Source organism: Haliea sp. E1-2-M8 (genome assembly GCF_030649675.1).
GTDB lineage: Bacteria > Pseudomonadota > Gammaproteobacteria > Pseudomonadales > Halieaceae > Haliea.
Window position 1 is genome coordinate 14,232 of sequence record NZ_JAUTDR010000026.1, and the last position, 21,636, is coordinate 35,867.

Below are 21,636 nucleotides of genomic sequence, written 5' to 3' on the forward strand. Positions count from 1 at the left end.
TTGAACAAGGCATCAACACTACGCTGAAAGGGAATTGTCTGTGGTAGACCGTTCATTGCGAGCCCGCCTGCCCGCCCTCGGTGCGGGACTGCGTGCGGGTATTGCGGGAGGCTACGGTCTGGCCGGGTTGCGCGCGGACGTCATGGCCGGGCTCACCATCGGCACGGTCGCCATTCCCCTGTCCATGGCCCTGGCGATCGCCATCGGCGTGGCGCCCCAGCACGGTCTGTACACGGCCATCGTTGCCGGGGCGTTGATAGCATTGACGGGCGGTTCGCGCTTCAACGTTTCCGGCCCCACCGCCGCATTTGTGGTCATCCTGATTCCCATTGTGCAGCAGTTCGGCCTGGGCGGTCTGCTGCTGGCGACGATGATGGCGGGCGCCATCCTTGTTGTTTTCGGGGTCAGCGGTCTCGGGCGCCTGGTGATGTACATCCCTTACCCGGTGGTACTGGGGTTTACCGCGGGCATTGCCGTGGTCATTGCGGTATTGCAGCTACCGGACTTCCTCGGCCTGGTGATTGCGCAGCCCGGAGAGCACTTTCCGGAGAAGGTCATCGGCATTGTCAGGGCGCTGCCGGGCATCAACCCGGCCGAGCTGGGTGTGGGTGCCTTTACCCTGGCCATATTGCTGGCCTGGCCGCGGCTGCGGCTACCGGTTCCCGCGCCGCTGGTAGCCCTGGCCCTGGCTGCGGCGGCGAGCTGGGGGCTGGAGCGCCTGCTGGGTGCCTCCCTGTTCTCGGTGGAGACCATTGCATCCCGCTTCAGCTGGTCCATCGGCGGCCAGTCCGGCAGCGGTATTCCGCCAGTACTGCCCCAGCTGGCGCTGCCCTGGCGCTTGCCGGGGGCGGACGGGCAACCGCTGGTGGTGGACTTCAACCTGTTTCGTGCCCTGCTGGGTCCCGCCGTCGCGATAGCCATTCTGGGGGCAATCGAATCGCTGCTGTGTGCGGTCGTCGCCGACGGCCTGACCCGAACCCGTCACGACTCCAACGCCGAGCTGGTGGGCCAGGGCATCGGCAACCTGGTAGCGCCCCTGTTCGGCGGCATTACCGCCACCGCGGCACTGGCGCGAACCGCTACCAGTATTCGCAGTGGCGCGCGTTCCCCGGTGGCTGCGCTGGTCCACTCGCTGGTGGTACTGGCGGCGTTGACCTTCCTGGCGGGCCTGCTCGGGCTGGTGCCGATGAGCGCGCTGGCGGCACTGTTGCTGGTGGTAGCCTGGAACATGAGTGAATCCCGCCACTTCAGCCATACCCTGCGCTCGGCCCCGCCCGGCGATGTTGCCGTGCTGGTGGTCTGTTTCCTGCTCACGGTGCTGTTCGACATGGTCATTGCCGTGGCGGTGGGTATCGGGCTGGCGGCGGCGCTGCTGATCGGGCGTATGGCGGGGCTGAGCCATACCCGACAAGTGCAGAAACGCGACGAGCCGCTGCTGCAGGATTTGCCGGACAGCGTCGCGGTCTACGACATGAACGGGCCCCTGTTTTTTGCCGCGGCTGAACGGGCGTTGGCGGCCCTCAGGGTGGTGGACCCGGAGGTAAAGATCGTGATCATCGACATGGGCGATGTGTCGACCATGGATTTCACCGCCATAGTCGCGCTGCAATCCCTTATCACCGATATGAACAGCCAGGGGATTGCCCTGATCATGGCGGGGCTGCCGGCGCGGATTATTCTCAAGCTCAAGCGCGCGGGGATTCGCCAGCACAGGGGCCAACTGGCCTGGGCCTCCAGCCTGGCCCAGGCGAGCGCCCGGGCGCGGCGCTGGACGAGGTAGGGGGTTGCCTCAGACCAGCACTTCCAGCCCGCGTTCAATGCACCACATGGCCGACAGGGTACCCAGCACATAGACCGGTACCGGGCGCAGGCGCGGCTGCCACTCTCCCGGTATCCGCCGCAGGCTGCGCCAGAGCAGCAGCATCAGCAGGATGAAAGCGATCTGGCCCAGTTCGATACCGATATTGAAGAACAGCAGGGCCAGGGGCACATTGTCCGCAGGCAGCCCGGTCTCCGCAAGGGCGCCGGCGAAGCCCATGCCGTGCAGCAGGCCGAACCCGCCCGCCAGCCACCAGGGATGGCGCCGGAACAGGTTGCGCTCACCGCGCTGGGTCAACGCCACCGCCAGCCAAAAAATGCTGACGGCGATGGTGAACTCCACCAGTGCTACCGGGTAATCGAAAAAGCCCAGGGTTACCAGGGACAGGGTGATGCTGTGACCGGCGGTGAAAGCGGTGATGGTCCAGAGTAAACGGACACCGCTGCCGACCAGCAACAACAGGCCGAAAACGAACAGCAGGTGGTCGATTCCGGTCCAGATGTGCTCGACCCCGAGCACCGTATAGTCCTTCATGACGCGGCCGGCGCCGGGTTCCTCGGGTACCGTGTACCTTGGCTGCTCCGCATTCAGCACCTGTTGGTACTGGCGCCCGTCCAGCAGGGTCAGCATCAGCATGACCGTGGCCTGGTTGGCGGCCAGGCCGTTCACCCCGAGTGTCTGCCCCACCAGTCCTTCGTCCCCCAGGCCCGGGCAGCGCAACTGCAGGCTGGTGACCAGCCCGGTGCCCTCGGGCTGGGGCGGACTGGCACTGACAACGTTACAGCCCTCCGGCCAGACCGGTGTCAGCGGTACCGGGCTGGTGGCCTGGGCCGGTGTCTTCCAGACCACGTTGTAGGATCCGGACCCGAGTTCGCTTAGCTGCAACAGGGTGGGGGCGAAGCGGTGTGCCTGGGCTGCTGTGCCCAGGCAGCCTGCCAGCAGCAGGATGGCGATCCGGAGCAGATGCAAACGACGGTTCATGGCTGCAACTCGTAGCGCTCCGCGAGCCCGGCAATAGCACTCGCCAGCGCCCGGTTACGGGCCTCCAGCTCCAGGTCGCGCCGCAGAATGGGACGGACTTCCTCCAACTCGGCGGGCCGCGCCGGGGTGACGTCTTTCACCCAAACGTAGTGCCAGCCAAAGGCGGAACGCAGGGGACCGTGCCAGCGATTCGGTGACGGCTCCGCCGCCAGCAGGTTGCTGACGAATACCGCTCCAAAAATACGGGCGAGCTGATCCGGGGTCTGCTCGCGGAAGGTGTAGCCGTGCATGAAGGGTGAACTAAGGTTCAGGGCGGCTTCGGGATCCAGATTCTCGCGTTCGATTCGCGCTGGCAGGTCCGCTAATTCCGCCTCCCGGTTGCGGTCGAAAAAGAGCTGCAGGAAGGTGTAGCGGAGTGGCTGCCGGAACTCCTCGGCGCGCTGTGCAAAGGCATCCGCTATTGCTGCGGCAGACGCCGGCTGCGGCGGGTTGCTGGCCAGCAGCAGCTGCTCCATGACCTGCAGCAGGCGTCGCCGCACCACCTCGTCGCCCAGGTGCAGGCGCAGTTCCAGGGCCCGCTCAAATAGTTCGGCATCGGTATCTTCCTCCCCCGCAAGGCCCAGGAACTGCATGTTCAACACCAGCCGCTGGAAAACAACCGGGTCCTGCCGGTGCAGATCCATGCTGACCGCATGCTGGAACAGCATGTCCCGCTCAAGCTCTGCCCGCAGTATCCGCTCCAGCTGCGCGCCCTCCGGGCGCCGCCCGGTGGCTGCCTGCCATTGCCCGAGCAAGCCTTCAATGCGCGCCTGGCCGAGGGGTCCGACAACGGGCTTCGGCGTGGGAAAAAGCTGGCTTTGTAGCCAGAACAGCAGGGCACCCAGGAGCAGGAAGTGGAGCCACGGACGGCGGGGGATTACTCGCAACAACGTTAAGGTCTCATGCATTGGTTCAGGGGCGCGATGCTACCGGTATGGTCGCACCCCGCTGCCGCGATGCATAGTCGCAGCTGTTCTGATCTCGCGCCGGTATGCAGTTTCACACCCGTTTGCCTGTGGCTAGTTGCAGGCAACACCACAGGCTGCGGCATAGGCCGCGGACTCCTGTTGCAGTACGGCATGGTGAATGTCGAACTGCCGTCCCAGCAGCGTGGTTGCCTGCTGCAATACCTCGTCGTCGGCAGATGCGGCATCCGCGAGCACGAGATGGGCGGTGACCGCATTTTCGGATGTACTCAGAGCCCAGATATGCAGGTCGTGCACTGACACTACCCCCGGCACCGTGAGCAAGCAGTTGTGTACGGCGTCCAGGTCTACGCCTTCAGGAACGCCGTCGAAGAGCAGGTGCAGTGAGCGGCGGAACAGGGACCAGGTGCTGATGATGACGACCAGGGCGATGATCAGGCTCATGACCGGGTCTATCCAGCTCCAGCCTCGCCACAGGTACAGCAGGCCGGCGACCACCACGCCCAGCGAAACCAGGGTGTCTGCGGCCATGTGCAGGAAGGCGCCGCGCAAATTGAGGTCCTGCTTGCTACCGGCGACAAATAGCCACGCGGTAACGGCGTTGATGACAACGCCGATAGCGGCCACGACGATGACAGTTGTCGCGGCCATGTCGCTGCCGGTCTGCAGACGCTGCAAGGCTTCCCATGACAGCGACCCCATGGCCAGCAGCAGGATGACTGCGTTGGTGAAGCTCGCGAGAATGGAGCCGCGGCGCCAGCCGTAGCTGTGGCGCCGGCTTGATGCCATTCGTGCGGCGGCAAAGGCAGCCCAGGCCAGCAACAGGGCGCCCACATCGCTCAGATTGTGGAGGGCATCGGCAAGTAGCGCGAGAGACTGCACCTGCCAGCCATACCACGCCTCGATCGCGACAAAGACCGCATTGAGTCCAATGCCAATGGCAAACGCCTTGCCATAGTGCGAGGGATCATGATCGTGTGGCTGCATGGTATGCTGTTTCGCTCCTTGCCGCTGTCCTTTGCCATGAATCACCTTGCCCATGCTTTCCTCTCCGGCGCCAATCCCCGGCATCTTGTCGGCAATGTGGCCGGAGACTTCCTCAAGGGCCCGCTGGATGCGCTGGAACTGGTTCCCGGGATTCGGCGGGGGGTGCAGCAGCACCGACGGATCGATGCCTTCGTCGACGGGCACCCAATGATGACCGAGCTCAGGAGCGGGTTCCCGCCCGCCCAACGCCGCTATGCGGGCATTGTGCTGGATGTTGCCTTTGATCACTACCTGATTCGTCACTGGTCAATTTTCGCTAGCAGCGGACGGCGCGCCTTCATTGACCGGGTTTATACTACACTCTCTGCCCATCGGCAGCTGCTGCCCGAACCGCTGGCCGGCTATCTGCCGCGCCTGATTGGGCATGACTGGCTGGACCGGTGCGCCACCATGGAAGGGGTGGAGGCAACCCTGGGCAGCATTGGCCGGCGCCTGCGGCGGGAAAACCCGCTGCCCCTGGCGGGCGCGGTCATCGCGCACAAGGACGCCGAACTGGAGGCTGCCTTTCTCGCGTTTTTCCCGGAGGTGCTGGCGTTTGCTTTGCCGGCGCCGGAAGCCTGAGTTGACCAGATCGGCTTAGCTGGCCATCCAGGCCGGGAAAGGCAGTTTGTGGCGCATTAGGAAGTCGGGGTTGAACAGTTTGCTGTGGTAGCGGCTGCCCGCATCGCACAGGATCGTTACAATGGTGTGCCCCGGGCCCAGTTCCCGCGCCATGGCCACGGCCCCGGCGATATTGATGCCCGAGGAGCCGCCTACCGAGATCCCCTCGTGCTTGAGCAGGTTGAAGATATGCGGCAGGGCGGTGTCGTCGTCCACCTGACAACTGAAATCCGGTGTCACACCATCCAGGTTGCCTGGCATGAAGGATACGCCGATGCCCTCCACAATGGAGTTGCCTTCGCCTCGCAACGGGCCACCGCTGAAATGGCTGTGCAGCGCCGAGCCCAGCGGATCCGCCAGGCCGATTTTCACCGCCGGATTGCACTCGCGCAGAGCCGCAGCAACCCCGGCCAAGGTACCGCCGGTGCCCACTGCGCAGATAAAACCGTCCACATTGCCCCCGGTCTGCGCCCAGATCTCGCGACCTGTGGTTTCGTAGTGCACCAGCTGGTTGGCGGGATTGTCGAACTGGCGTGCCCAGGTGGCACCATTGGGTTCGCTGTGGGCCCGACCCTGGGCCACATTCTCGGCGGTATGGATGTAATGCTGTGGGCTATCGTACGGAGCCGACGGCACCAGAATCAGGTCCGCTCCCAGCATTTCCAGTTGGTCGATTTTCTCCCGGCTGGCAGTCTGTGGCATCACGATTACCGACTGGTAGCCCAGCGCGTTGGCCACCAGCGTCAGGCCGATGCCAGTGTTGCCCACCGTGCCCTCCACGATCACCCCACCGGGATGGAGTTCTCCTGCTGCCTCGGCGGCGCGAATAATGCCCAGCGCGGTGCGATCCTTCACCGAACCGCCAGGATTCATGAACTCTGCCTTGCCGTAGATATGACAACCGGTGCGCTCTGAGACCTCCCGCAGGTACAGCAGGGGCGTGTTGCCGATCAGGTCGAGAATGCGGGGTTTGTCGGGCATCGGTTGCTCCTCGGGGAATAGGTTCCAGACTATTATTGGTACAGTCTAGCAGCCTCTCGGGCTTCCCGGTTGCCTGCAGCTGTCAGCGTCGGACGGGTGCGTTTTTCGAAGCTGTTTTTTTCTGCCAACCGTCCTATGATGGGACAATTCCAAACTGAGAAACAAGGCGGTAGCGGTATGGTAGCGTTTTTGGGCAAATTCCCCTGGGTATTGCTGGTCATTGCTTTTCCGGTGGTCATGTACCAGCTTCAGATCGACATGACGGAGCAGATTCACTTTGGCTTTATCTACATCGGTATCGGGGTGTTTGTACTCTTCGTGGAATTTTTCAAGTCCGGCGACATCAATGCCGTGTCCTTCCTGTTGGACCTGTTCTGGTCCCTGGTCGCGGTAATGTTGGGGACTGCCCTGATGACCTGGTTCCTGCTGCAGGGCCAGTCCGCGGGTGGCGCCGGCGAGAGCTGGCAGCAGCTCAACTATTTCCACTGGTTTGGCGGTGCCATCGTCCTGGGTGACGCCATTATCAGCCCGTTCAACGCGTTTCGTACCGCGTTGCGCAATCTCGGCCTGGGGACCTCTGTGTGACTTCGGTGCCCGCACCCCAGCGGGCGCACGCGGTTTTCTGCCTGAACTTCTGAGCTGGCTTGTGTGAGCGAACGCCACTGGCACACCCTTTCCACAACTGAACTGGAGCAGCGACTGCAGGTCGACGCCAGCGCGGGGCTGCACCCGCAGGAAGCCGCGGAACGGCTTGCCCGCCACGGCCCGAATCAGCTCGCCGTTTCCGGGCTGCGCCCCATGTGGGGAATAATTCTCGAGCAATTCCGAGATTTCATGATTCTGGTCCTGCTGGCTGCGGCCCTGAGGGCGATGGCAGCACCCGTCGCCGTGGTGCGGCGCGGTGGCGAAGTGGTGGAATTGCCCGCGACTGAACTGGTAACCGGGGACCTGGTTCTGCTGGAGGCTGGCAGCCTGGTGCCGGCGGATCTGCGTTTGCTCCAGGCCGCGGACCTGCAGGTTGACGAATCCATGTCGACCGGTGAGTCCACTGCCGTGCTGAAACACGTGCAGCCGCTGCCAGAGCCCGACCTGCCGGTCGCGGAGCGAGCCGCCAATGCTGATGCTGCTTACCGCCATCAGCCTGGCCGTGGCTGCAATCCCGGAGGCCCTGCCAGCGGTCATCAGCGTCGCGCTGGCGTTGGGTGCCCTGAGCATGGGGCGCAAGCGAGCGCTGGTGCGGAATCTGCCAGTCGTTGAGACCCTGGGGTCGGTCACCTTTATCTGTACCCACAAGACCGGGACCTTGACCGAAAATCGCATGCGCGGATACGCGAACTGCGAGTGTACGCCCGGGTCAGCCCGCAGCAGAAGATTCGCATCGTCAAGGCCTTGCAGGCAACCGGTGAGTTCTGCGCCATGACCGGCGACGGGGTCAATGATGCCCCCGCGCTGAAACAGGCGGATATCGGCACCGCGCACTGGCAGACCGTGGTATTCACCGTGCTGGTGTTCTGCCAGCTGGTCAATGTGCTGGCCATTCGTTCGGAATCCGAGTCACTGTGGCGGCAGGGCCTGTTCAGCAACAAGCCGCTGCTGCTGGCTGTGGAGTCGGAAAAGCTGCTGCGGCGCAGGGGGCTGATCTACCGGCGATGACCGCAACCAATACGGCTGCAGTTCTTCCATGTCGTGACAAAAAAAATGGCACAAAACGGTCATGAACTGCCTGGGAGCCAGAGATCTGTCGTTTAAAGATCAGCCGCCCAGCTGGTGTGTCCCAGTTCCACCACGTGTGCCACCTCCGCCGCCGGAACCGCTTCGGTGTCACCGATCTCCAGCGGATCGTAATGGAACACGTAGACCCGCGAGGCAAACTCGGCGAAAGGCAGGGATGCCTCTCCGGGGCGTTCGCCATGGTCCTGGGTGGCACAGGTGATTCCCTGCCCCCAGTCCTGGCCACTGTCGTTGTTGGGGTTGAAAAAGTAAACGCGCATCTCGCCCTGCAGATCCAGGGCCACCCGCAGAATGGTGATCGCATGGCGCCCAACGAAACGGGCCGCACTGTCGGTGACGGCAATACCCGCCGGTTGGGGGTGAGTCACCGGCAGGTTGCCGTTGTAGTAGGGGTGGTAGCTGACATAAAACTTGCGGATAAAGCCCGCATGGTCGTCAAGCTTGCCGGTTTGTATGCTCACTACCACGCGGAAGCCTTCGCCGACCCACCAGCCGTAAAATTCCGGGTTGATCCAGCGGTGCAGGTCATCCTCGCGCTGGCCACAAAGGCGGGCCATTTCCATGTAGATGCGGTCCAGGTGCGGGACCAGGATCAGGGACACGGCATCCACGTCGAGTGGTGGCTCTTTGGCAAGACCCGCCTCCAGGCTGCGGGACGACACGCGGGCACCTTCGAAACGAGTCAGCACGCCATCGTCGCGCGCGGCCCGGGCCACCAGTTGCAGCAGGTAATCCGGGTCGTTGTAGGCCCACATGGAAACGCCGATCACCGATTGGCAGGTCGGATTATTACCCTGACCGACACCCAGCGGCTGCCCCAGAAGGCTGATTATCCCGGCCAGAAGATACACCCGCGCGGGTTGCGCCTCGCCGAAGCGCCGCACCAGTTTGGCTGCTGACTCCGCGGAAAGGGGCAGCGCAAGCTGCCGCCATAGTGACGTCGCCACCGGCGGGGTGAACAGCGTGCCGCGTTCCAGCAGCAGGGCAAGGCCGTAGACCGCGTGGCTGGTTTCAGGAAAAATGGCCTCATCGATCAGCGTATGCACCAACGCCGGGTAACACCGCAACACCTCGTTGCCGGTGCTGCTGAGCCCCAGCGCCGCCGGCAGCAGATCGTCCCGCTGGCCACGCAGATACCGCAGCAACAGCGGATGATAGGAAGACACCAGGCCGGTGCCATGCATGGCATGGGCGAAGTCGGCCGCCTCCGCGGCGAGGGCGGTGGCGTCCATTGTCGACAGGCGTTGACTGTATATCTCCAGCCCCGGATCGTCCCGACTACCCCGGGTCGGGCCGAACAAGGCGCTGACCAGGCGCGCCGCGCGATGCATGCCGTCGGTTTCGATTGCGGGGTTGAACAGACACCCGGCGATCTGGATGATCATTTGCTTGATGCTGTCGGTCTGTACCGGGCGCTGGGCGAGCAGCCGCCAGACCTCGCCGACCAGGCTTTCGAGAATGCTCTCATAGCCCAGCTTGTCGAGCAGGTACTGGTACAACGACAGTACGATAGCGGACAGCCCATCGGGCCGCTCGCGGTCCGCCTCGCTCATCTGACCGGACAGCAGGTCCAGGTTCAGCGCCATGACCTGGTTCAGAAAGTGCCCGGCCTGTTCCGCTGAAATCCCGGAGTGAAAGTAATCGCCCACCGTGACAGCCAGCAAGCGCAGTTCACTGAGCGCTTCGATCGCGGTCGTTGCAGCGTCGCCGTGGCGCAGAGAGCGTACCGCCAGTGCCGGCTGGAGAATGGCTGGCTGCCCCCAGTCACTGTTGCCAAAGACGCCAGCTGACTCGATTTGTGCCACGCGGGCGTAGAGCGCATCCAGCCCTGGCGGGGCCGGCAGCAGCGTTCTCGCCGCCTCGAGCACCTCGGCAGAAGGCGCCCTGGGGTCGGTTTGCCGGGCTTGCGCCAAACGGTCCAGCGCCGCGTCGAACTGCTCGATCAACGGGCTGATGGTTTCGCTGGGTGGTTGTTTGATTGCGATGATGAAGTCCCTTCGATTCGATTGTGGCTGTCCTGTCTGGCGATTCTACCCGGAAGCGGACCCGGAAGCCCCCAAAGTAGCACTTCCCGCGAAGCAAATTTTGCTTGGCGGTGGGCCAGGGCTTGTCGGTGGCGTACACCATCCGGGCTAACCGGCCATATGCGTGGTATCGAACAGTAGCCGCGGATCGGAACACGTAGGCTTGGTCAGCCAGAAACGTGCCGATTGTCAGCTGTGACAAATCGTGCGTCATGAGTTCCCCAAACCAACCGGTAGTTTCTTGATCCCACGCTCGAGAAGGAGCCTGATGTCCTCCAAACCCGAACCCCAGCAGAATCATCTTCTGGCAGCGCTGTCGCCTGATGTTCAAAACCGTTTGTATTCAGATCTGGAACTGGTGCCATTGAAATTACGGGCGGTCCTGTATGAAACCCGAGGCCGCACGCATCACGTCTATTTCCCCACGGATTCCATAATCTCGGTGCAGTACTTGTTTGAGAATGGGTCATCGACCGCGATCTCGATCGTGGGCAACGAGGGGCTGCTCGGCCTCAACCTGCTCCTTGGCGCCGAGTTCACGCCCAGCCGGTCGCTGGTACAGAGCGCCGGTTACGCTTATCGACTTCCCAGAAGGCAGGTAGCAGACGAGTTCAAGCGCCACGGGGAGTTGCTCTTGTTGATGCTGCGCTACACGCAGGCGATGATCACGCAAATATCGCAGACCGCAGTTTGCAACCGCAAGCACACGATCGGGCAGCAGCTCTGCCGTTGGCTCCTGCTTTCCCTGGATCGCCTGGCAGGTGAGCACTTGACGATGACACAGGAATTCATCGCCAGCATGCTTGGGGTGCGCCGCGAAGGCGTCACTGCGGCAGCGTTGAATTTACAGGAGCAGGGTGTGATTTCATACTCGCGGGGAAAGATCACTGTCCTCGACCGGCCGAAACTGGAAACACTCAGTTGCGAGTGCTACAGCGTGGTCAAGAAAGAAACAGACTTGCTGCTTGATTACGTGCCGCAGCGTCAGGTGATTCCAAATCCTGACTCCATCCCAAAAGCAACGGCGTGAAAGCATTGAGATAGTGTTCTTTGTCGGCAGTACCTGTGTGGTATCGAACGGAACCCCTTGATTTGAAGACGTAGGCTTCACCCATTAACGCATGTTGCGGCCCCAGGATTGTAGGCTGCTGAACGCCCTGAGCAAGGTCGGCCGCCGCTTGATCGCAGAGCAACTACAGCGGGTTCATCAGGATGACCATCGCCTCAAATCGGTCACTGACCGCCTATCACCGCAAGCGCGACTTTGGCCAGACAGCAGAGCCCAGGGGCAATACATCGCCAGCGCCAGGCCAGCGCTATGTGATGCACAAGCACGCGGCGAGTAACCTCCATTACGATCTGCGCCTCGAGGAACGGGGTGTCCTCCGCAGTTGGGCGTTGCCCAAAGGCCCGAGCTTGAAGCGCGGCGAGAAGCGCCTGGCAGTTGAAGTCGAGGACCATCCCATTGAATACGGTGAATTTGAAGGCACCATTCCGCCGGGCCAATATGGTGGCGGCACCATAATGCTCTGGGATGCCGGCAGCTGGGTTGTAAACGGCAAGCACGATGCCGACCGCATTGACTTCATGCTTGACGGAAGTAAGTTGAAGGGTGCATGGACACTGGTACGCACCGGGTCCGGGTCCGGCAGGCCGGCAAGCAACTGGCTTCTGATCAAACGTGGCAGCAACGATATCAGCGCTGCCCAGGCACACAACCGCAGCATCCACAGCGGAAGGACCATGACAGAGATCGCGCGCGGTGCCGACTTCGATCGGGCCGCAATCGCGACGCTGGATGATGCTCCAGTTATGCCTGCCAACATTCCCGCTGCCCGACGTCAGCCTCTACCGAAAAGCTTTGCTCCTCAACTCGCGACGCTGACAGGCGTAGCGCCAGATGGTGACGACTGGGTACACGAAATCAAGTTTGACGGGTATCGGATCATCGTGCGCATCGACAAAGGCAAAGTCCGATTACTCTCGCGCAACGGCCTCAATTGGACTGGACGCTTTCAGGCGCAAGCACAGCAGCTTGCAGCGCTCACTGTGGAGGATGCGATTCTTGACGGCGAGATGGTGGCATTGGGAGCGGGTGGGAAACCCAGCTTCGGCGTACTGCAAGACCTGATCAGAGAGAAGGATACCGGCTCGCTGGTCCTGCAGATGTTCGATCTCATGTATCTGGATGGGTATGATCTGACCGCGGCGACGCTCCTCGATCGCAAGTCCACGTTACGAAGTCTGTTGCATCAAAGCGGCCTCGCTGGCACGGGATCGAAAATACAGTACTCGGCCCACGTCACGGGACATGGGCGGGAATTCTTTGCAGAGGCTTGCAAGCTCGGCCTCGAAGGGACCGTGGCGAAGCGCGCCGAATCGGGCTACGGCAACCGACGCAGCAAAGCATGGCTGAAGATCAAATGCTCGCAGGACGGTGAATTTGTCGTTGGCGGCTTTACCAGGCCGTCCGGTTCGCGCAAGGGATTCGGTGCTTTGTTGCTCGGCAGTTGGGAAGGCTCTGCGCTTTGCTACCGTGGCCGTGTGGGAACCGGTTTCAGCGTTAAACAATTGGCGCACCTGCATGGTGTTCTGAGCAAAGCCCGTAAACCGAAATCGCCTTTCGCGGACCCAGTGCCCGATACGCGCGGTGTCACCTGGGTTGCGCCACAGCTCGTCGTCAACGTTGCTTTCAGTGAACGTACGCGAGAGGGGCGTCTGCGCCATGCGACATTTCGCGGGGTACGCGAAGACCGCAACCCAAGGGATATTGCTACGCCCGTGGCAGCTGCCAGGGTATCGCCTGCTGCCGCATCCCGTGCGCCGGCGCGTGCGCGGGGCGGCGATGTAGTCGAGGGCATTCGAATTACCCATCCTGAGCGCGTCGTCTACCCGGACACCGGCCTCACCAAACTCGACATCGCCCGCTTCTATGCAGACATTCAGGACTGGTTGCTGCCGCTGCTCGCCAATCGTCTGCTTTCTCTGGTCCGTTGTCCGGACGGGAGGCAACAGGAATGTTTCTTCCAGAAGCATTTGCTCGCGAGCCAGGCGCGCAACGTACCGCGTCAGGACTTTCGACAGAGCAAGGGCCTCAAGCCGTATGCCTACGTCCAGTCGATAGCACATGTCATCGCGCTGGTGCAGTCGGGAGTGCTCGAATTCCACCCCTTCGGCAGCCTGATCACTGACCTTGAGCATCCGGACCTGATGGTATTTGATCTCGATCCCTCGCCTGGTGTGCAGTGGCAGGACATTCTCGGGGTCACGCGAGGGTTGCGCGAGCGCCTGGAAAAACTCGGTTTCCACGCGTTTGTGCGCACGACCGGTGGCAAGGGACTGCATATCGTTGTGCCGCTGCGTCCAACGACAGACTGGGACGGAGTCAAGGCCTTCGCCAAAGCTGTTTCCGAACGACACGCTGCTGATGCCCCTTCCCGCCTGACCACAAAGCTACCCAAAGCGCAGCGTCGCGGCAAAATCTTCATCGACTACCTGCGCAATGGACGAGGCGCTACCGCCATCGCCTGCTATTCGACCCGGGCCAGGCCCGGGGCGCCGGTGGCGGTGCCGGTGCGCTGGGATGAGTTGAAGGCGTCGCTGCGTCCGGATCGCTATACGGTTGCCAACCTGCGTCGGCGCCTCGCACTTCTCAAGAATGACCCGTGGGGTGAATTCTACGACTCACAGGTGGCAATCACGCCCCGTATGCGCAAGGCGGTAGGGTTGTGACGGCGAACAAGAAGTATGATGCCCCCGGCACTGCGAAGGGTTGGTGGATGGCGCCTGGCCCGGCGCTATGTCCCTGGTGTGAGCAGCCCCATCATGTCGAAGCGATGCTCTACTGCAGCGAATGCGACGCCAGTGTCTGCGCTGTTTGCGTGCGCATCAGCCTGGGCAGCGATCCCCGCTGCCCCATGTGTGATGGTGCTTCAGGAGAAAAGTGATGGCAGCACGTGCGATGTGGAAAGCGGTTATCCAGTGCGGCCAGTCCGAGGTACCGGTGAAACTTTACTCCGCGATCGAGGATCGGAATATTCATTTCCGTGTCCTCAGCCGCAAGGACAAACAGCCTGTTCACGGGGCCATGGTGAACCCGGAAACCGGCAAGATAGTACCGCATGCCGAAACGCGCCGAGCCTATGTGGCTGACAACGGCGACCGGGCCATCCTGGATGCGTCGGAGCTCACGGCGCTGGAACCCGAACCGTCGCGAAACATAGACATTGTTGCCTTCCTGCCGAACGAGCTGATTGATCACCACTGGTACGACAGGCCGTACTATCTTGGGCCCGACGGCAATGGCGCAGCCTACTTTGCATTCACCGAAGCCATCGAGAGCAGCGCATTGCAGGGACTCGCTCGTTGGGTGATGCGGGGCAAGGCCTATATGGGCGCGCTGCGCCTGCATCAGGGTTATCCGTTATTAATGTCATTGAAACTTTCTGACGAAGTCGTTGCTGTGGAGAATCTGGAAGCGCCGGGCGGCGCGGTGCTGAACCCGAAGGAGCTGGACATGGCGCGTCAGTTGATCGGCATGCTGGCTGCTGAACTGGACTTGTCTGCCTTTCAGGATGCATATCGCGACCGCGTGCTTAATCTGGTCAAGGCAAAAGCCGAAGGTGGGCCTCGGCTGAAACTCGTCAAAGGATCGCCGAAGAAACCGAGCGACGATCTGGAGCGCGCATTGCATGCGAGCCTCAAGTCCGCGCGCAAGAGCGCCTGAGGTCGAGTTATGGCAGAAGATACTACCGAAGAAAACGAGATCATTAAGCCGTTCTGGTCGGGAGTGGTTACCTTTGGCCTCGTGAGTGTCCCCGTGAGTCTGTTCCCAGCGACCCGCGGTACAACGCTGCGCCTGCGTATGGTCGATGCGGAGGGTAGCTTTCTCCAACGTCGATTCTTCGGCACGGACGACAGCAAGCCGCTCGATGCTGAAGACCTCGTCCGTGGCTACGAATTCGAAAAAGATCGTTTCGTCACTGTCGAGGACGATGAGCTCGATGCACTCGACCCCGAAAAATCTCGCGAAATTGACCTCAAACAGTTCGTTGAGTTGGATGCGCTGAGCCCCCTGTATTTCGAGCGGGCCTACTTCCTGGTACCTAATGGCAGCACCACAAAAGCCTATCGACTCCTCGCCGAGACCTTGACGCGGGAAGAGCGTGCCGGCATTGCGACATTTGTGATGCGGGGCAAAGAATATCTGTGCGCCATTATCGCCGAGCGTGGGATCCTGAGCGCGCAGACGCTGCGTTTTGCCGACGAAGTGCGCAGCCCGGAAGCGATAGGGTTGCCGGGCAGGGTTAAGGGCGATGTTGCAGCCGTAGCTCGATTCGCCAAAGCCATCAAGGCATTGAAAGTGAAGACACTGGATCATGCCGAACTTGAGGATCAACGCAGCGCACGCATCGTCAAACTCGCCGAGAAGAAATTGCGCGCTGGCACCGATGTCGTGCTGGCCAGTCCGGATGCCACGGAGGTCGAAGAAAGCTCAACGAACGTGGTAGATCTGATGGAGGTGTTGAAAGAGCGGCTGCAGGGCAAGCTGCGCGCACGAAGAGCTCCCGCAGGCAATGCACGCAAGCCTGCAACGGCTGCGGTGGATGAGCTGAAGTCGAAAAGCAAGGCTGAGCTCTACGAAATGGCCCAGTCGATGGACGTCCGGGGGCGCAGCGCTATGTCCAAGGCAAAACTGATCGAAGCGCTGGCCGGTCAAGGCCACTAATGAAATTTCGCGTCTGAGGCATCGATCGCTGCCTCATTGCACCGGATCCCTTCACGATGCCTTTTTGTGCCTGTCCCGTTGTAGCATTGCCTCGAAATCACCCTGGCGAAGAGGCCTGGAGAACAAGTAGCCTTGAGCATAGTCGCAGTCAGTACAAGAGAGGAATTGCAATTGATCCTCCTTTTCCACGCCCACGCCAACCACCTCAATGTTTATCGCGTGCGCCATTGCGATTATGCCCTCTACTATGCGGTCCGAGGCGCCACCCTCGCCAGCGCCTTTGATCAGCTCTCTGTCTATTTTGACACTGCCTATCCTGGACTCCTGAAGAGCCAATGGTGAGAACGGTTCGATGCCAAATTTGTCGATCGAAAAGCTTAGCCGCGAACCTGCCAAACCCAGGCGCTCGACCAAATTAGAACCGGAAGCTTGAATGTTATTGAGTGAGGCCGACGTCAGTTCCATGGTGATCGAGCTTTCATCGACGGCAATTTTTTCCAGTTGTGCTTGCCATTGGTCCATAAGGCTTCGGGTGTCAAAGGAAGCCGGTGATTCATTGATGTTGATCGGAAAGGCGCTGCCGCTCAGATCGCGCCATCGAAACGAACACGTCACGGCCTCCGCCAGCACGTAGGCGCTGATTCTATCGGTCATGCGGTTTAGTTCCGTGTTACTGAGAAAGGCAGTCGGAGTCAATAGTCCTCTGGATGGATGATTCCATCGCAGCAAAGCTTCTGCCCTGGATATGGCGCCAGTGCGGGTGTCGATTATAGGCTGGTAGTAAACCTCCAGTTGGTTCTCCCTGAGGGCATCATCCAGCTCTCTGTTCAACCGCATATGCTCTGACTCGCTCTGCGCCATCCAGAGTTCGTAAATCTTAACCTGTTGGCCTCCATGCTTTTTGGCGGCGTACATCGCTTGATCGGCATTGTGCATCAGCTGGTCGGCGTTCTTGCCGTCCTCAGGGAACACGGTCAGGCCGATGCTGCCAGAAATGTGTAACCGGTGAGAATCAACCTCAAACGGGTGTTCAAGGCGGGTCAGAAGTGCCTTGGCGGCGTCTGTCGCACCTTTCCTGCCCGTTTCCTTCAATATAAGGGTGAACTCGTCTCCGCCGAGGCGGGCGACGGTGTCCATGGCCCGAACCTTGGTGCTTATCCGTTGAGCCACCTGCACCAGAAGCCGGTCACCGGCCTCGTGGCCGAGCATGTCGTTGGCTTGCTTGAAGCGGTCAAGGTCAATGAATAGTAGCGCAAAGGAGCTGTCTTTTCGTTGGGCCTCCAGCAAGGTCTGCTCAAGCCGATCGAGGAACAGCCTCCGGTTGGGGATGCCAGTGAGCGAATCAAAATTGGCGCTTCGCCAGATGTGATGGTCAACCTGTTTCCGCTCAGTGATGTCCCGCGAAGTCTTGACGATAGCTTCAACTTCGCTTCGGTCGTTGAAAACCGGGACAAGCTGGCAGTCAAAATACACGTCACGGCCTGAAGACAGACGGTGATGAAGCTCCTTGCGCTGGGGCCGGCCGCTGGTGACGGTTTTGACGATATCTTCTTGAAACTCAGTGGCAAAGTCCAGGCCCAGCTCACGTGGGGTTTTACCAATGGCCTCCTGGGCCGGCGCCTCAACGAGAGCGGCCATCGCCGTATTGAGAAACATGAGCCTGCCAGCGGGATCGAATATGGCGGCGGGGTCAAGTGACGCCTTCAGCATGGTCTCGATCAGGCGCGTTTCCTGTTCTTTTCGGGCTGAGAAGTTGGACACCGCGGTCGCAATCAACTGGTCGATGGCCTCGCTAAACCGCACCAGTTCACCGATGTCTCTTTCGGTGAGACCCTTCTGTTCATCGCCCCAGTTCTCGGTAACCCGTGCACGTAGGGCGCGGAGTTCCTGTACCACCTGAACCATGGACATGCCCTGCTGGTGACGGTGTGTAGCATGGGCCTTGCCGATGCCTGAAAGCAGGGCTGCGTTCTTAGCCAGCGTCTTGCTTGCCGATTCACCCGTGGTCTGGGGGGGCTCAATATATTGGGAAATGAACTCCAGCATCGCACGGGCATGGTCTCTCAGGACACGACTGTCGTCGCCCTTCATTTCAGGGGCGATTTCAAGCACGGCATCTTCCCAGTCCTGGAGTAGCAACTCCATGTTCGTTCGGATAAATTGGGCCAGCTTCATCGCAAGAGGCCTGCTACGTCGTATGTTGACGCGTGCCAGTAAGGTTCTTAAAGCGTCACGATCGGGGTTCCGCTTTCCGAGGGACGTCGGAGAGTGCCCGCGCAGAGCCTTGCCTCAGTACTTGAAGTCCCCGCACGCTCACTCTATCAATAACGGGAGACGTTCGTCTGTGCGGTATCTGAAACGAAATTTCAGGAAGCCCAGCGCGCTTTCCCTTTACCGCGCCCTTTCCATTTGATGTTGGAGCGTCAGTGGCCTTCACGGGTTTCACTCGGGGCGAAACTCGTAGGCAGGCGTACAATTGCAGGGCACGCGCGTACTAGCGCACAGTTTGTTCATTTTATCGACGCCGAAAGAGTGGACTCAAGGCACAACAGGCTATTTGCTTCCTCGCGCTGTCACTTTCGCCGTTCTGGTGGCCATCATGGGTTGCGATGGCAGCCGGGACACTGACGATGTTGCACATCCAACGCAGCCTGCGCCGACAGAAGGTGCTGCGGGTGATACCAGACCTGGCAACGCTGATCGCGTCACCTCAAGCGAGGGGCAAGCCATCGATCGCGACCTAAGCGTCGCCGAAAGATCGGGTGAGGCTTCGAGCAATGCCCAGTTCTCGTTGGGGGGATCGGCGGCAGCGCAGATTATGCCAACCGGTCAGGGCAACGCCGAGGGCACCGTGACCTTCTCGGCTGCAGAAGATGGCGGTGGCATGCTGGTCAAAGTCGACCTCGAAGGGCTCGAGCCAGGCCCTCACGGCTTTCATGTCCACGAGGTAGGTGACTGCTCAGCGGATGACGGCTCATCTGCCGGAGGCCATTTCAATCCGTATGATACCCCCCACGGCGCCCTGGACGCCGGCGAGCATCACGTGGGGGACATGGGAAATGTAGAGGCGGATGACGACGGCCGGGTAGCCACCGAGCTGACCTTTGGAGTGGGCGGACGCCCCAATGAAGGCGGTTTGGAGCGCCATGATCGTCGTGAAGCTGGCGAGACCGTCGATCAGGCTGATCTTCTCCACCAGAACGATCGTAGCCAGCCCGCTCCCCAGCGCCGTGGTCATGACCAGGCTCGCTGCGGAGGCCTTCATCAGCATCGCCTTGCCGAACGCGTGCAACAGCGCGATGAATCCCAGATACGCTAGCCCTCCGATGACAGCGGCATTGAAGACGCCGCGCCAACCCCCGAAAAAGATGTCCGTGATCGTTTCCGGCACCGCTTTACCTCCTTCAGCAAGGGCTCCAGGAAGGGATACTCCGCGTCGCCGGAACGAGGAATGACGCTCAACTTGCCGCTGCCCTCGAACACGACCGCTCCAACCTGTTCGACCTCGGGATAGCCTTCTCGCGAATGGCGGCATGGACATCCTCCAAGGCGACGCGCTGCTTGCGGAGCGCCTCCGGCAACGGTTTTCCCTCGAAGAACACGATCGCTGCGGAAGAACGCATCATTAGTCCGAGCCAGGGGAATCTGGCTGCCGACTTGATGATGATCCACTGCAAGGTCATGAGCATGACGAATCCCGTGGTCGTCTCCGCTAGTCCAATGCTCTGGTCAAGGGCGGCGGTCGCAAGAGCGTTACCAAGCGCGACGATGATGACGAAGCTTCCGGCGGATGTTGCAAGCAGCATCTTCTTGCCAAAAAAACGCAGCAGGATAACCAGAACGAGAAACGACAGCGCGGACGCGACCACCGTGTGCAGGAGCGCGCTCCAGTTTTGGTAGAACATCTCGCTGGTGTTCATCTTCTCTCCCACTGCAATGGGCGTATTCCATGGTTGCGTGATCGCGGGGAGGGGACAATCGCAACACGCTGAGGCCTGGGTAGCGGAGGACTATTGACAGCAGGTTAGCAAGGCTAAAGCCGGATGGCTCGGTGATCTGTGCGACAGCCCACGGAGTACCCGGACACCAGACCCTATGTTCAGGTTCAGGACCGGCACCAGGGGCAGGATGAATGCAACTGGAGGGCCCATTAGATACTGGAACCAGTAGTCCTGCTAAAGTGACAAAAATAGCGTTACCGCCGCGGCGATCGATTGTGCTAAAAGTTGCACTGAGCAATTCATATTTTTTCAAGGCACCTCCGTGACATCTTCCATCCGCGGCAAGACACTGTTCCAGCTGGGCTTCTGCGTCCTGCTGGTCACCGGCATGCTGGTGTGGTCTACGACCTGGAGCGCACCGGCAGCCGAAAAAGGACTCCTTGAACAGCTTGGGGACTGCTCACCCCCCTTTCTGGTCGGCACCGACGACAGCCCGTCAAAGGATGCCCCCTCCGTCGGTGGCGAGAACTACCCATTCACTGTTCGGGCGTCCTCCGTATTGGTGGTGGAAGGCACACGCCCTGCTGTTGCCCACCGTATCCGGATAGCCAAGTACCCAGTGCTGCCACAGGCGCCCCCCGCGCTCACCTGATCTCTTTTCCCGCATGTTGAGTTAGCGACTGGCCCAGGCCAGCGGACGGCTGGACGTGCCGTCTGACATCTGAGTGAGAAATCGACAATGAGCAATCGCCTTCATCCGGTGTGGATAAACATGACCGAAGCGGCCCTTTACCCGGCCGAAAACGCAACTCATGACTACCTGTTGCTGAACAGTCTGGGGTTCTACTCATGAAAATCATTGATTTTATGGGTTCCCGCAAGCTGGCCCTGGCAGTATCGCTACTGCTGATCCTCGTTTCGATAGGTTCATTTATTACCCGCCAACTCAACTGGGGGCTGGACTTCACGGGCGGGACCCTGGTGGAGGTGCACTACAGCGACACCGCCGACCTTGGTAGCATTCGCACCCTGCTCCAGGACAGCGGCTTTGCCGGTGCCATCGTTGTGGCCTACGGCAGCGACCGCGACGTGATGATTCGCCTGCCCCAGGGTGCGTCGGAGGCTGACGGGCCTGCGTTGCTACAGGCTCTCCAAGGCGGCTTTGCCGGACAAGTGGAGCTGCGTCGGACTGAGTTTGTCGGCCCGCAGGTCGGCGACGAACTGCGCGAACAGGGCGGCCTGGCGATGCTGTTGGCCTCCGGCATGATCATGCTCTACATTTCGTTCCGGTTTCAATCCAAGTTCGCCCTCGCAGCCGTCATCGCGCTGGTGCACGATGTGGTCATCACGTTGGGGTTTTTCTCAGTGACCGGACTGGAGTTCAACCTGACGGTTTTGGCCGCAATACTCGCGGTGATTGGCTATTCGATCAATGACACCATTGTGGTCTTTGACCGGATTCGGGAAAACTTCCGCAAGCTAAGGGATACCTCAGTGGTCGCGACCATCAATATCTCCCTGTCGGAGACCCTGGGCCGAACACTGGTCACCTCACTGACGACCGTGCTGGTGCTAGCGGCGCTGGCACTCCTGGGAGGCGACATGATCTTCGGATTTGCGGTGGCATTGCTGGTGGGAGTGGCTGTTGGGACTTACTCCTCTGTCTATATGGCTTCCAGCCTCCTGTTGCTACTGGGTGTGACCCGACAGGATCTGGTGGTGCCGCTGAAGGAGGGGCTTGATCACGATGACCAACTGCCCTGACGGCCCGGCGCGTACCGCGTTGCCCTGTGTCGCGATCAAAGCCGCTTTTTTCTAC

20 protein-coding genes are annotated in these 21,636 nt (G+C 60.8%); 13 read left to right on the forward strand and 7 right to left on the reverse strand.

Translation table 11 applies throughout. The features are described 5' to 3' along the window. Nucleotides 1–40: 40 nt before the first annotated feature. The gene (dauA, locus tag Q6D67_RS17715) at nucleotides 41–1,780 is read left to right on the forward strand and encodes a C4-dicarboxylic acid transporter DauA (protein ID WP_304707005.1); all 1,740 of its coding nucleotides are present in this window, start codon (nucleotides 41–43) and stop codon (nucleotides 1,778–1,780) included. A gap of 9 nt (nucleotides 1,781–1,789) precedes the next feature. On the opposite strand, the gene Q6D67_RS17720 is transcribed toward dauA, so the two are convergent. The 3 genes from Q6D67_RS17720 to Q6D67_RS17730 all read right to left on the reverse strand — a co-directional run bounded on the left by Q6D67_RS17720 (nucleotide 1,790) and on the right by Q6D67_RS17730 (nucleotide 4,752). Beyond that, nucleotides 1,790–2,800 (reverse strand): HupE/UreJ family protein, encoded by a 1,011-nt coding sequence (locus Q6D67_RS17720; protein ID WP_304707006.1) that lies wholly within the window; start codon nucleotides 2,798–2,800, stop codon nucleotides 1,790–1,792. Next, complete coding sequence (locus tag Q6D67_RS17725) at nucleotides 2,797–3,729, reverse strand: peptidylprolyl isomerase (protein ID WP_304707007.1); 933 nt, start codon at nucleotides 3,727–3,729, stop codon at nucleotides 2,797–2,799. Before Q6D67_RS17725 ends, Q6D67_RS17720 begins: the two co-directional genes overlap by 4 nt. 129 nt (nucleotides 3,730–3,858) lie before the next feature. Beyond that, nucleotides 3,859–4,752: a cation diffusion facilitator family transporter gene (locus Q6D67_RS17730; RefSeq protein WP_304707008.1), complete on the reverse strand. Its 894-nt coding sequence runs from the start codon at nucleotides 4,750–4,752 to the stop codon at nucleotides 3,859–3,861. Here Q6D67_RS17730 and Q6D67_RS17735 point away from each other — a divergent pair. After that, nucleotides 4,741–5,373, forward strand: coding sequence for an ACP phosphodiesterase (locus tag Q6D67_RS17735; RefSeq protein WP_304707009.1), 633 nt, complete (start codon nucleotides 4,741–4,743; stop codon nucleotides 5,371–5,373). The two genes, Q6D67_RS17730 and Q6D67_RS17735, sit on opposite strands and share 12 nt — an antisense overlap. Before the next feature lie 15 nt (nucleotides 5,374–5,388). Here Q6D67_RS17735 and Q6D67_RS17740 read toward each other — a convergent pair whose 3' ends face one another. Further along, a complete protein-coding gene (locus Q6D67_RS17740) occupies nucleotides 5,389–6,393 on the reverse strand; it encodes a cysteine synthase A (protein WP_304707010.1) in 1,005 nt (334 codons plus the stop codon). 177 nt (nucleotides 6,394–6,570) lie between these two features. Here Q6D67_RS17740 and Q6D67_RS17745 point away from each other — a divergent pair, with 177 nt between their 5' ends. From Q6D67_RS17745 to Q6D67_RS17755, 4 genes are all read left to right on the forward strand, one after another. Then, on the forward strand, nucleotides 6,571–6,978 hold the full coding sequence (locus Q6D67_RS17745; protein WP_304707011.1) for a hypothetical protein: 408 nt from the start codon (nucleotides 6,571–6,573) through the stop codon (nucleotides 6,976–6,978). A 63-nt stretch (nucleotides 6,979–7,041) separates the two neighbouring features. After that, a complete protein-coding gene (locus Q6D67_RS17750; protein WP_304707012.1) occupies nucleotides 7,042–7,650 on the forward strand; it encodes a cation-transporting P-type ATPase in 609 nt (202 codons plus the stop codon). Beyond that, complete coding sequence (locus Q6D67_RS21855; RefSeq protein ID WP_370551985.1) at nucleotides 7,541–7,813, forward strand: hypothetical protein; 273 nt, start codon at nucleotides 7,541–7,543, stop codon at nucleotides 7,811–7,813. Before Q6D67_RS17750 ends, Q6D67_RS21855 begins: the two co-directional genes overlap by 110 nt. Next, a complete protein-coding gene (locus Q6D67_RS17755; RefSeq protein WP_304707013.1) occupies nucleotides 7,735–8,046 on the forward strand; it encodes an HAD-IC family P-type ATPase in 312 nt (103 codons plus the stop codon). Before Q6D67_RS21855 ends, Q6D67_RS17755 begins: the two co-directional genes overlap by 79 nt. 92 nt (nucleotides 8,047–8,138) lie before the next feature. Here the strand turns inward: Q6D67_RS17755 and Q6D67_RS17760 are convergent, their stop codons facing one another. Then, the gene (locus tag Q6D67_RS17760) at nucleotides 8,139–10,070 is read right to left on the reverse strand and encodes a hypothetical protein (protein WP_304707014.1); all 1,932 of its coding nucleotides are present in this window, start codon (nucleotides 10,068–10,070) and stop codon (nucleotides 8,139–8,141) included. Between the two features lie 346 nt (nucleotides 10,071–10,416). Between Q6D67_RS17760 and Q6D67_RS17765 the strand changes: the two genes are divergently transcribed. From Q6D67_RS17765 to Q6D67_RS17780, 4 genes are all read left to right on the forward strand, one after another. After that, nucleotides 10,417–11,178: a Crp/Fnr family transcriptional regulator gene (locus Q6D67_RS17765; protein ID WP_304707015.1), complete on the forward strand. Its 762-nt coding sequence runs from the start codon at nucleotides 10,417–10,419 to the stop codon at nucleotides 11,176–11,178. 182 nt (nucleotides 11,179–11,360) lie between these two features. Beyond that, entirely contained in the window at nucleotides 11,361–13,880 is a 2,520-nt protein-coding gene (gene ligD / locus Q6D67_RS17770) for a DNA ligase D (protein WP_304707016.1), read from the forward strand. Between the two features lie 214 nt (nucleotides 13,881–14,094). Further along, the gene (locus Q6D67_RS17775; RefSeq protein WP_304707017.1) at nucleotides 14,095–14,874 is read left to right on the forward strand and encodes a Ku protein; all 780 of its coding nucleotides are present in this window, start codon (nucleotides 14,095–14,097) and stop codon (nucleotides 14,872–14,874) included. A gap of 9 nt (nucleotides 14,875–14,883) precedes the next feature. Next, nucleotides 14,884–15,876: a Ku protein gene (locus Q6D67_RS17780; RefSeq protein ID WP_304707018.1), complete on the forward strand. Its 993-nt coding sequence runs from the start codon at nucleotides 14,884–14,886 to the stop codon at nucleotides 15,874–15,876. A 51-nt stretch (nucleotides 15,877–15,927) separates the two neighbouring features. Here Q6D67_RS17780 and Q6D67_RS17785 read toward each other — a convergent pair whose 3' ends face one another. Beyond that, the gene (locus tag Q6D67_RS17785; protein ID WP_304707019.1) at nucleotides 15,928–18,051 is read right to left on the reverse strand and encodes a bifunctional diguanylate cyclase/phosphodiesterase; all 2,124 of its coding nucleotides are present in this window, start codon (nucleotides 18,049–18,051) and stop codon (nucleotides 15,928–15,930) included. A 709-nt stretch (nucleotides 18,052–18,760) separates the two neighbouring features. Here Q6D67_RS17785 and Q6D67_RS21860 point away from each other — a divergent pair. After that, the gene (locus Q6D67_RS21860; protein ID WP_370551987.1) at nucleotides 18,761–19,195 is read left to right on the forward strand and encodes a superoxide dismutase family protein; all 435 of its coding nucleotides are present in this window, start codon (nucleotides 18,761–18,763) and stop codon (nucleotides 19,193–19,195) included. A gap of 139 nt (nucleotides 19,196–19,334) precedes the next feature. Here Q6D67_RS21860 and Q6D67_RS17795 read toward each other — a convergent pair whose 3' ends face one another. Further along, the gene (locus tag Q6D67_RS17795) at nucleotides 19,335–19,796 is read right to left on the reverse strand and encodes a DUF421 domain-containing protein (RefSeq protein WP_304707021.1); all 462 of its coding nucleotides are present in this window, start codon (nucleotides 19,794–19,796) and stop codon (nucleotides 19,335–19,337) included. A gap of 343 nt (nucleotides 19,797–20,139) precedes the next feature. On the opposite strand from Q6D67_RS17795, the gene Q6D67_RS17800 reads away from it, so the two are divergent. Both Q6D67_RS17800 and secF read left to right on the forward strand, forming a co-directional pair. Then, the gene (locus tag Q6D67_RS17800) at nucleotides 20,140–20,469 is read left to right on the forward strand and encodes a hypothetical protein (RefSeq protein ID WP_304707022.1); all 330 of its coding nucleotides are present in this window, start codon (nucleotides 20,140–20,142) and stop codon (nucleotides 20,467–20,469) included. 197 nt (nucleotides 20,470–20,666) lie between these two features. Further along, the gene (gene secF / locus Q6D67_RS17805) at nucleotides 20,667–21,581 is read left to right on the forward strand and encodes a protein translocase subunit SecF (protein WP_304707023.1); all 915 of its coding nucleotides are present in this window, start codon (nucleotides 20,667–20,669) and stop codon (nucleotides 21,579–21,581) included. Nucleotides 21,582–21,636: the final 55 nt, after the last annotated feature.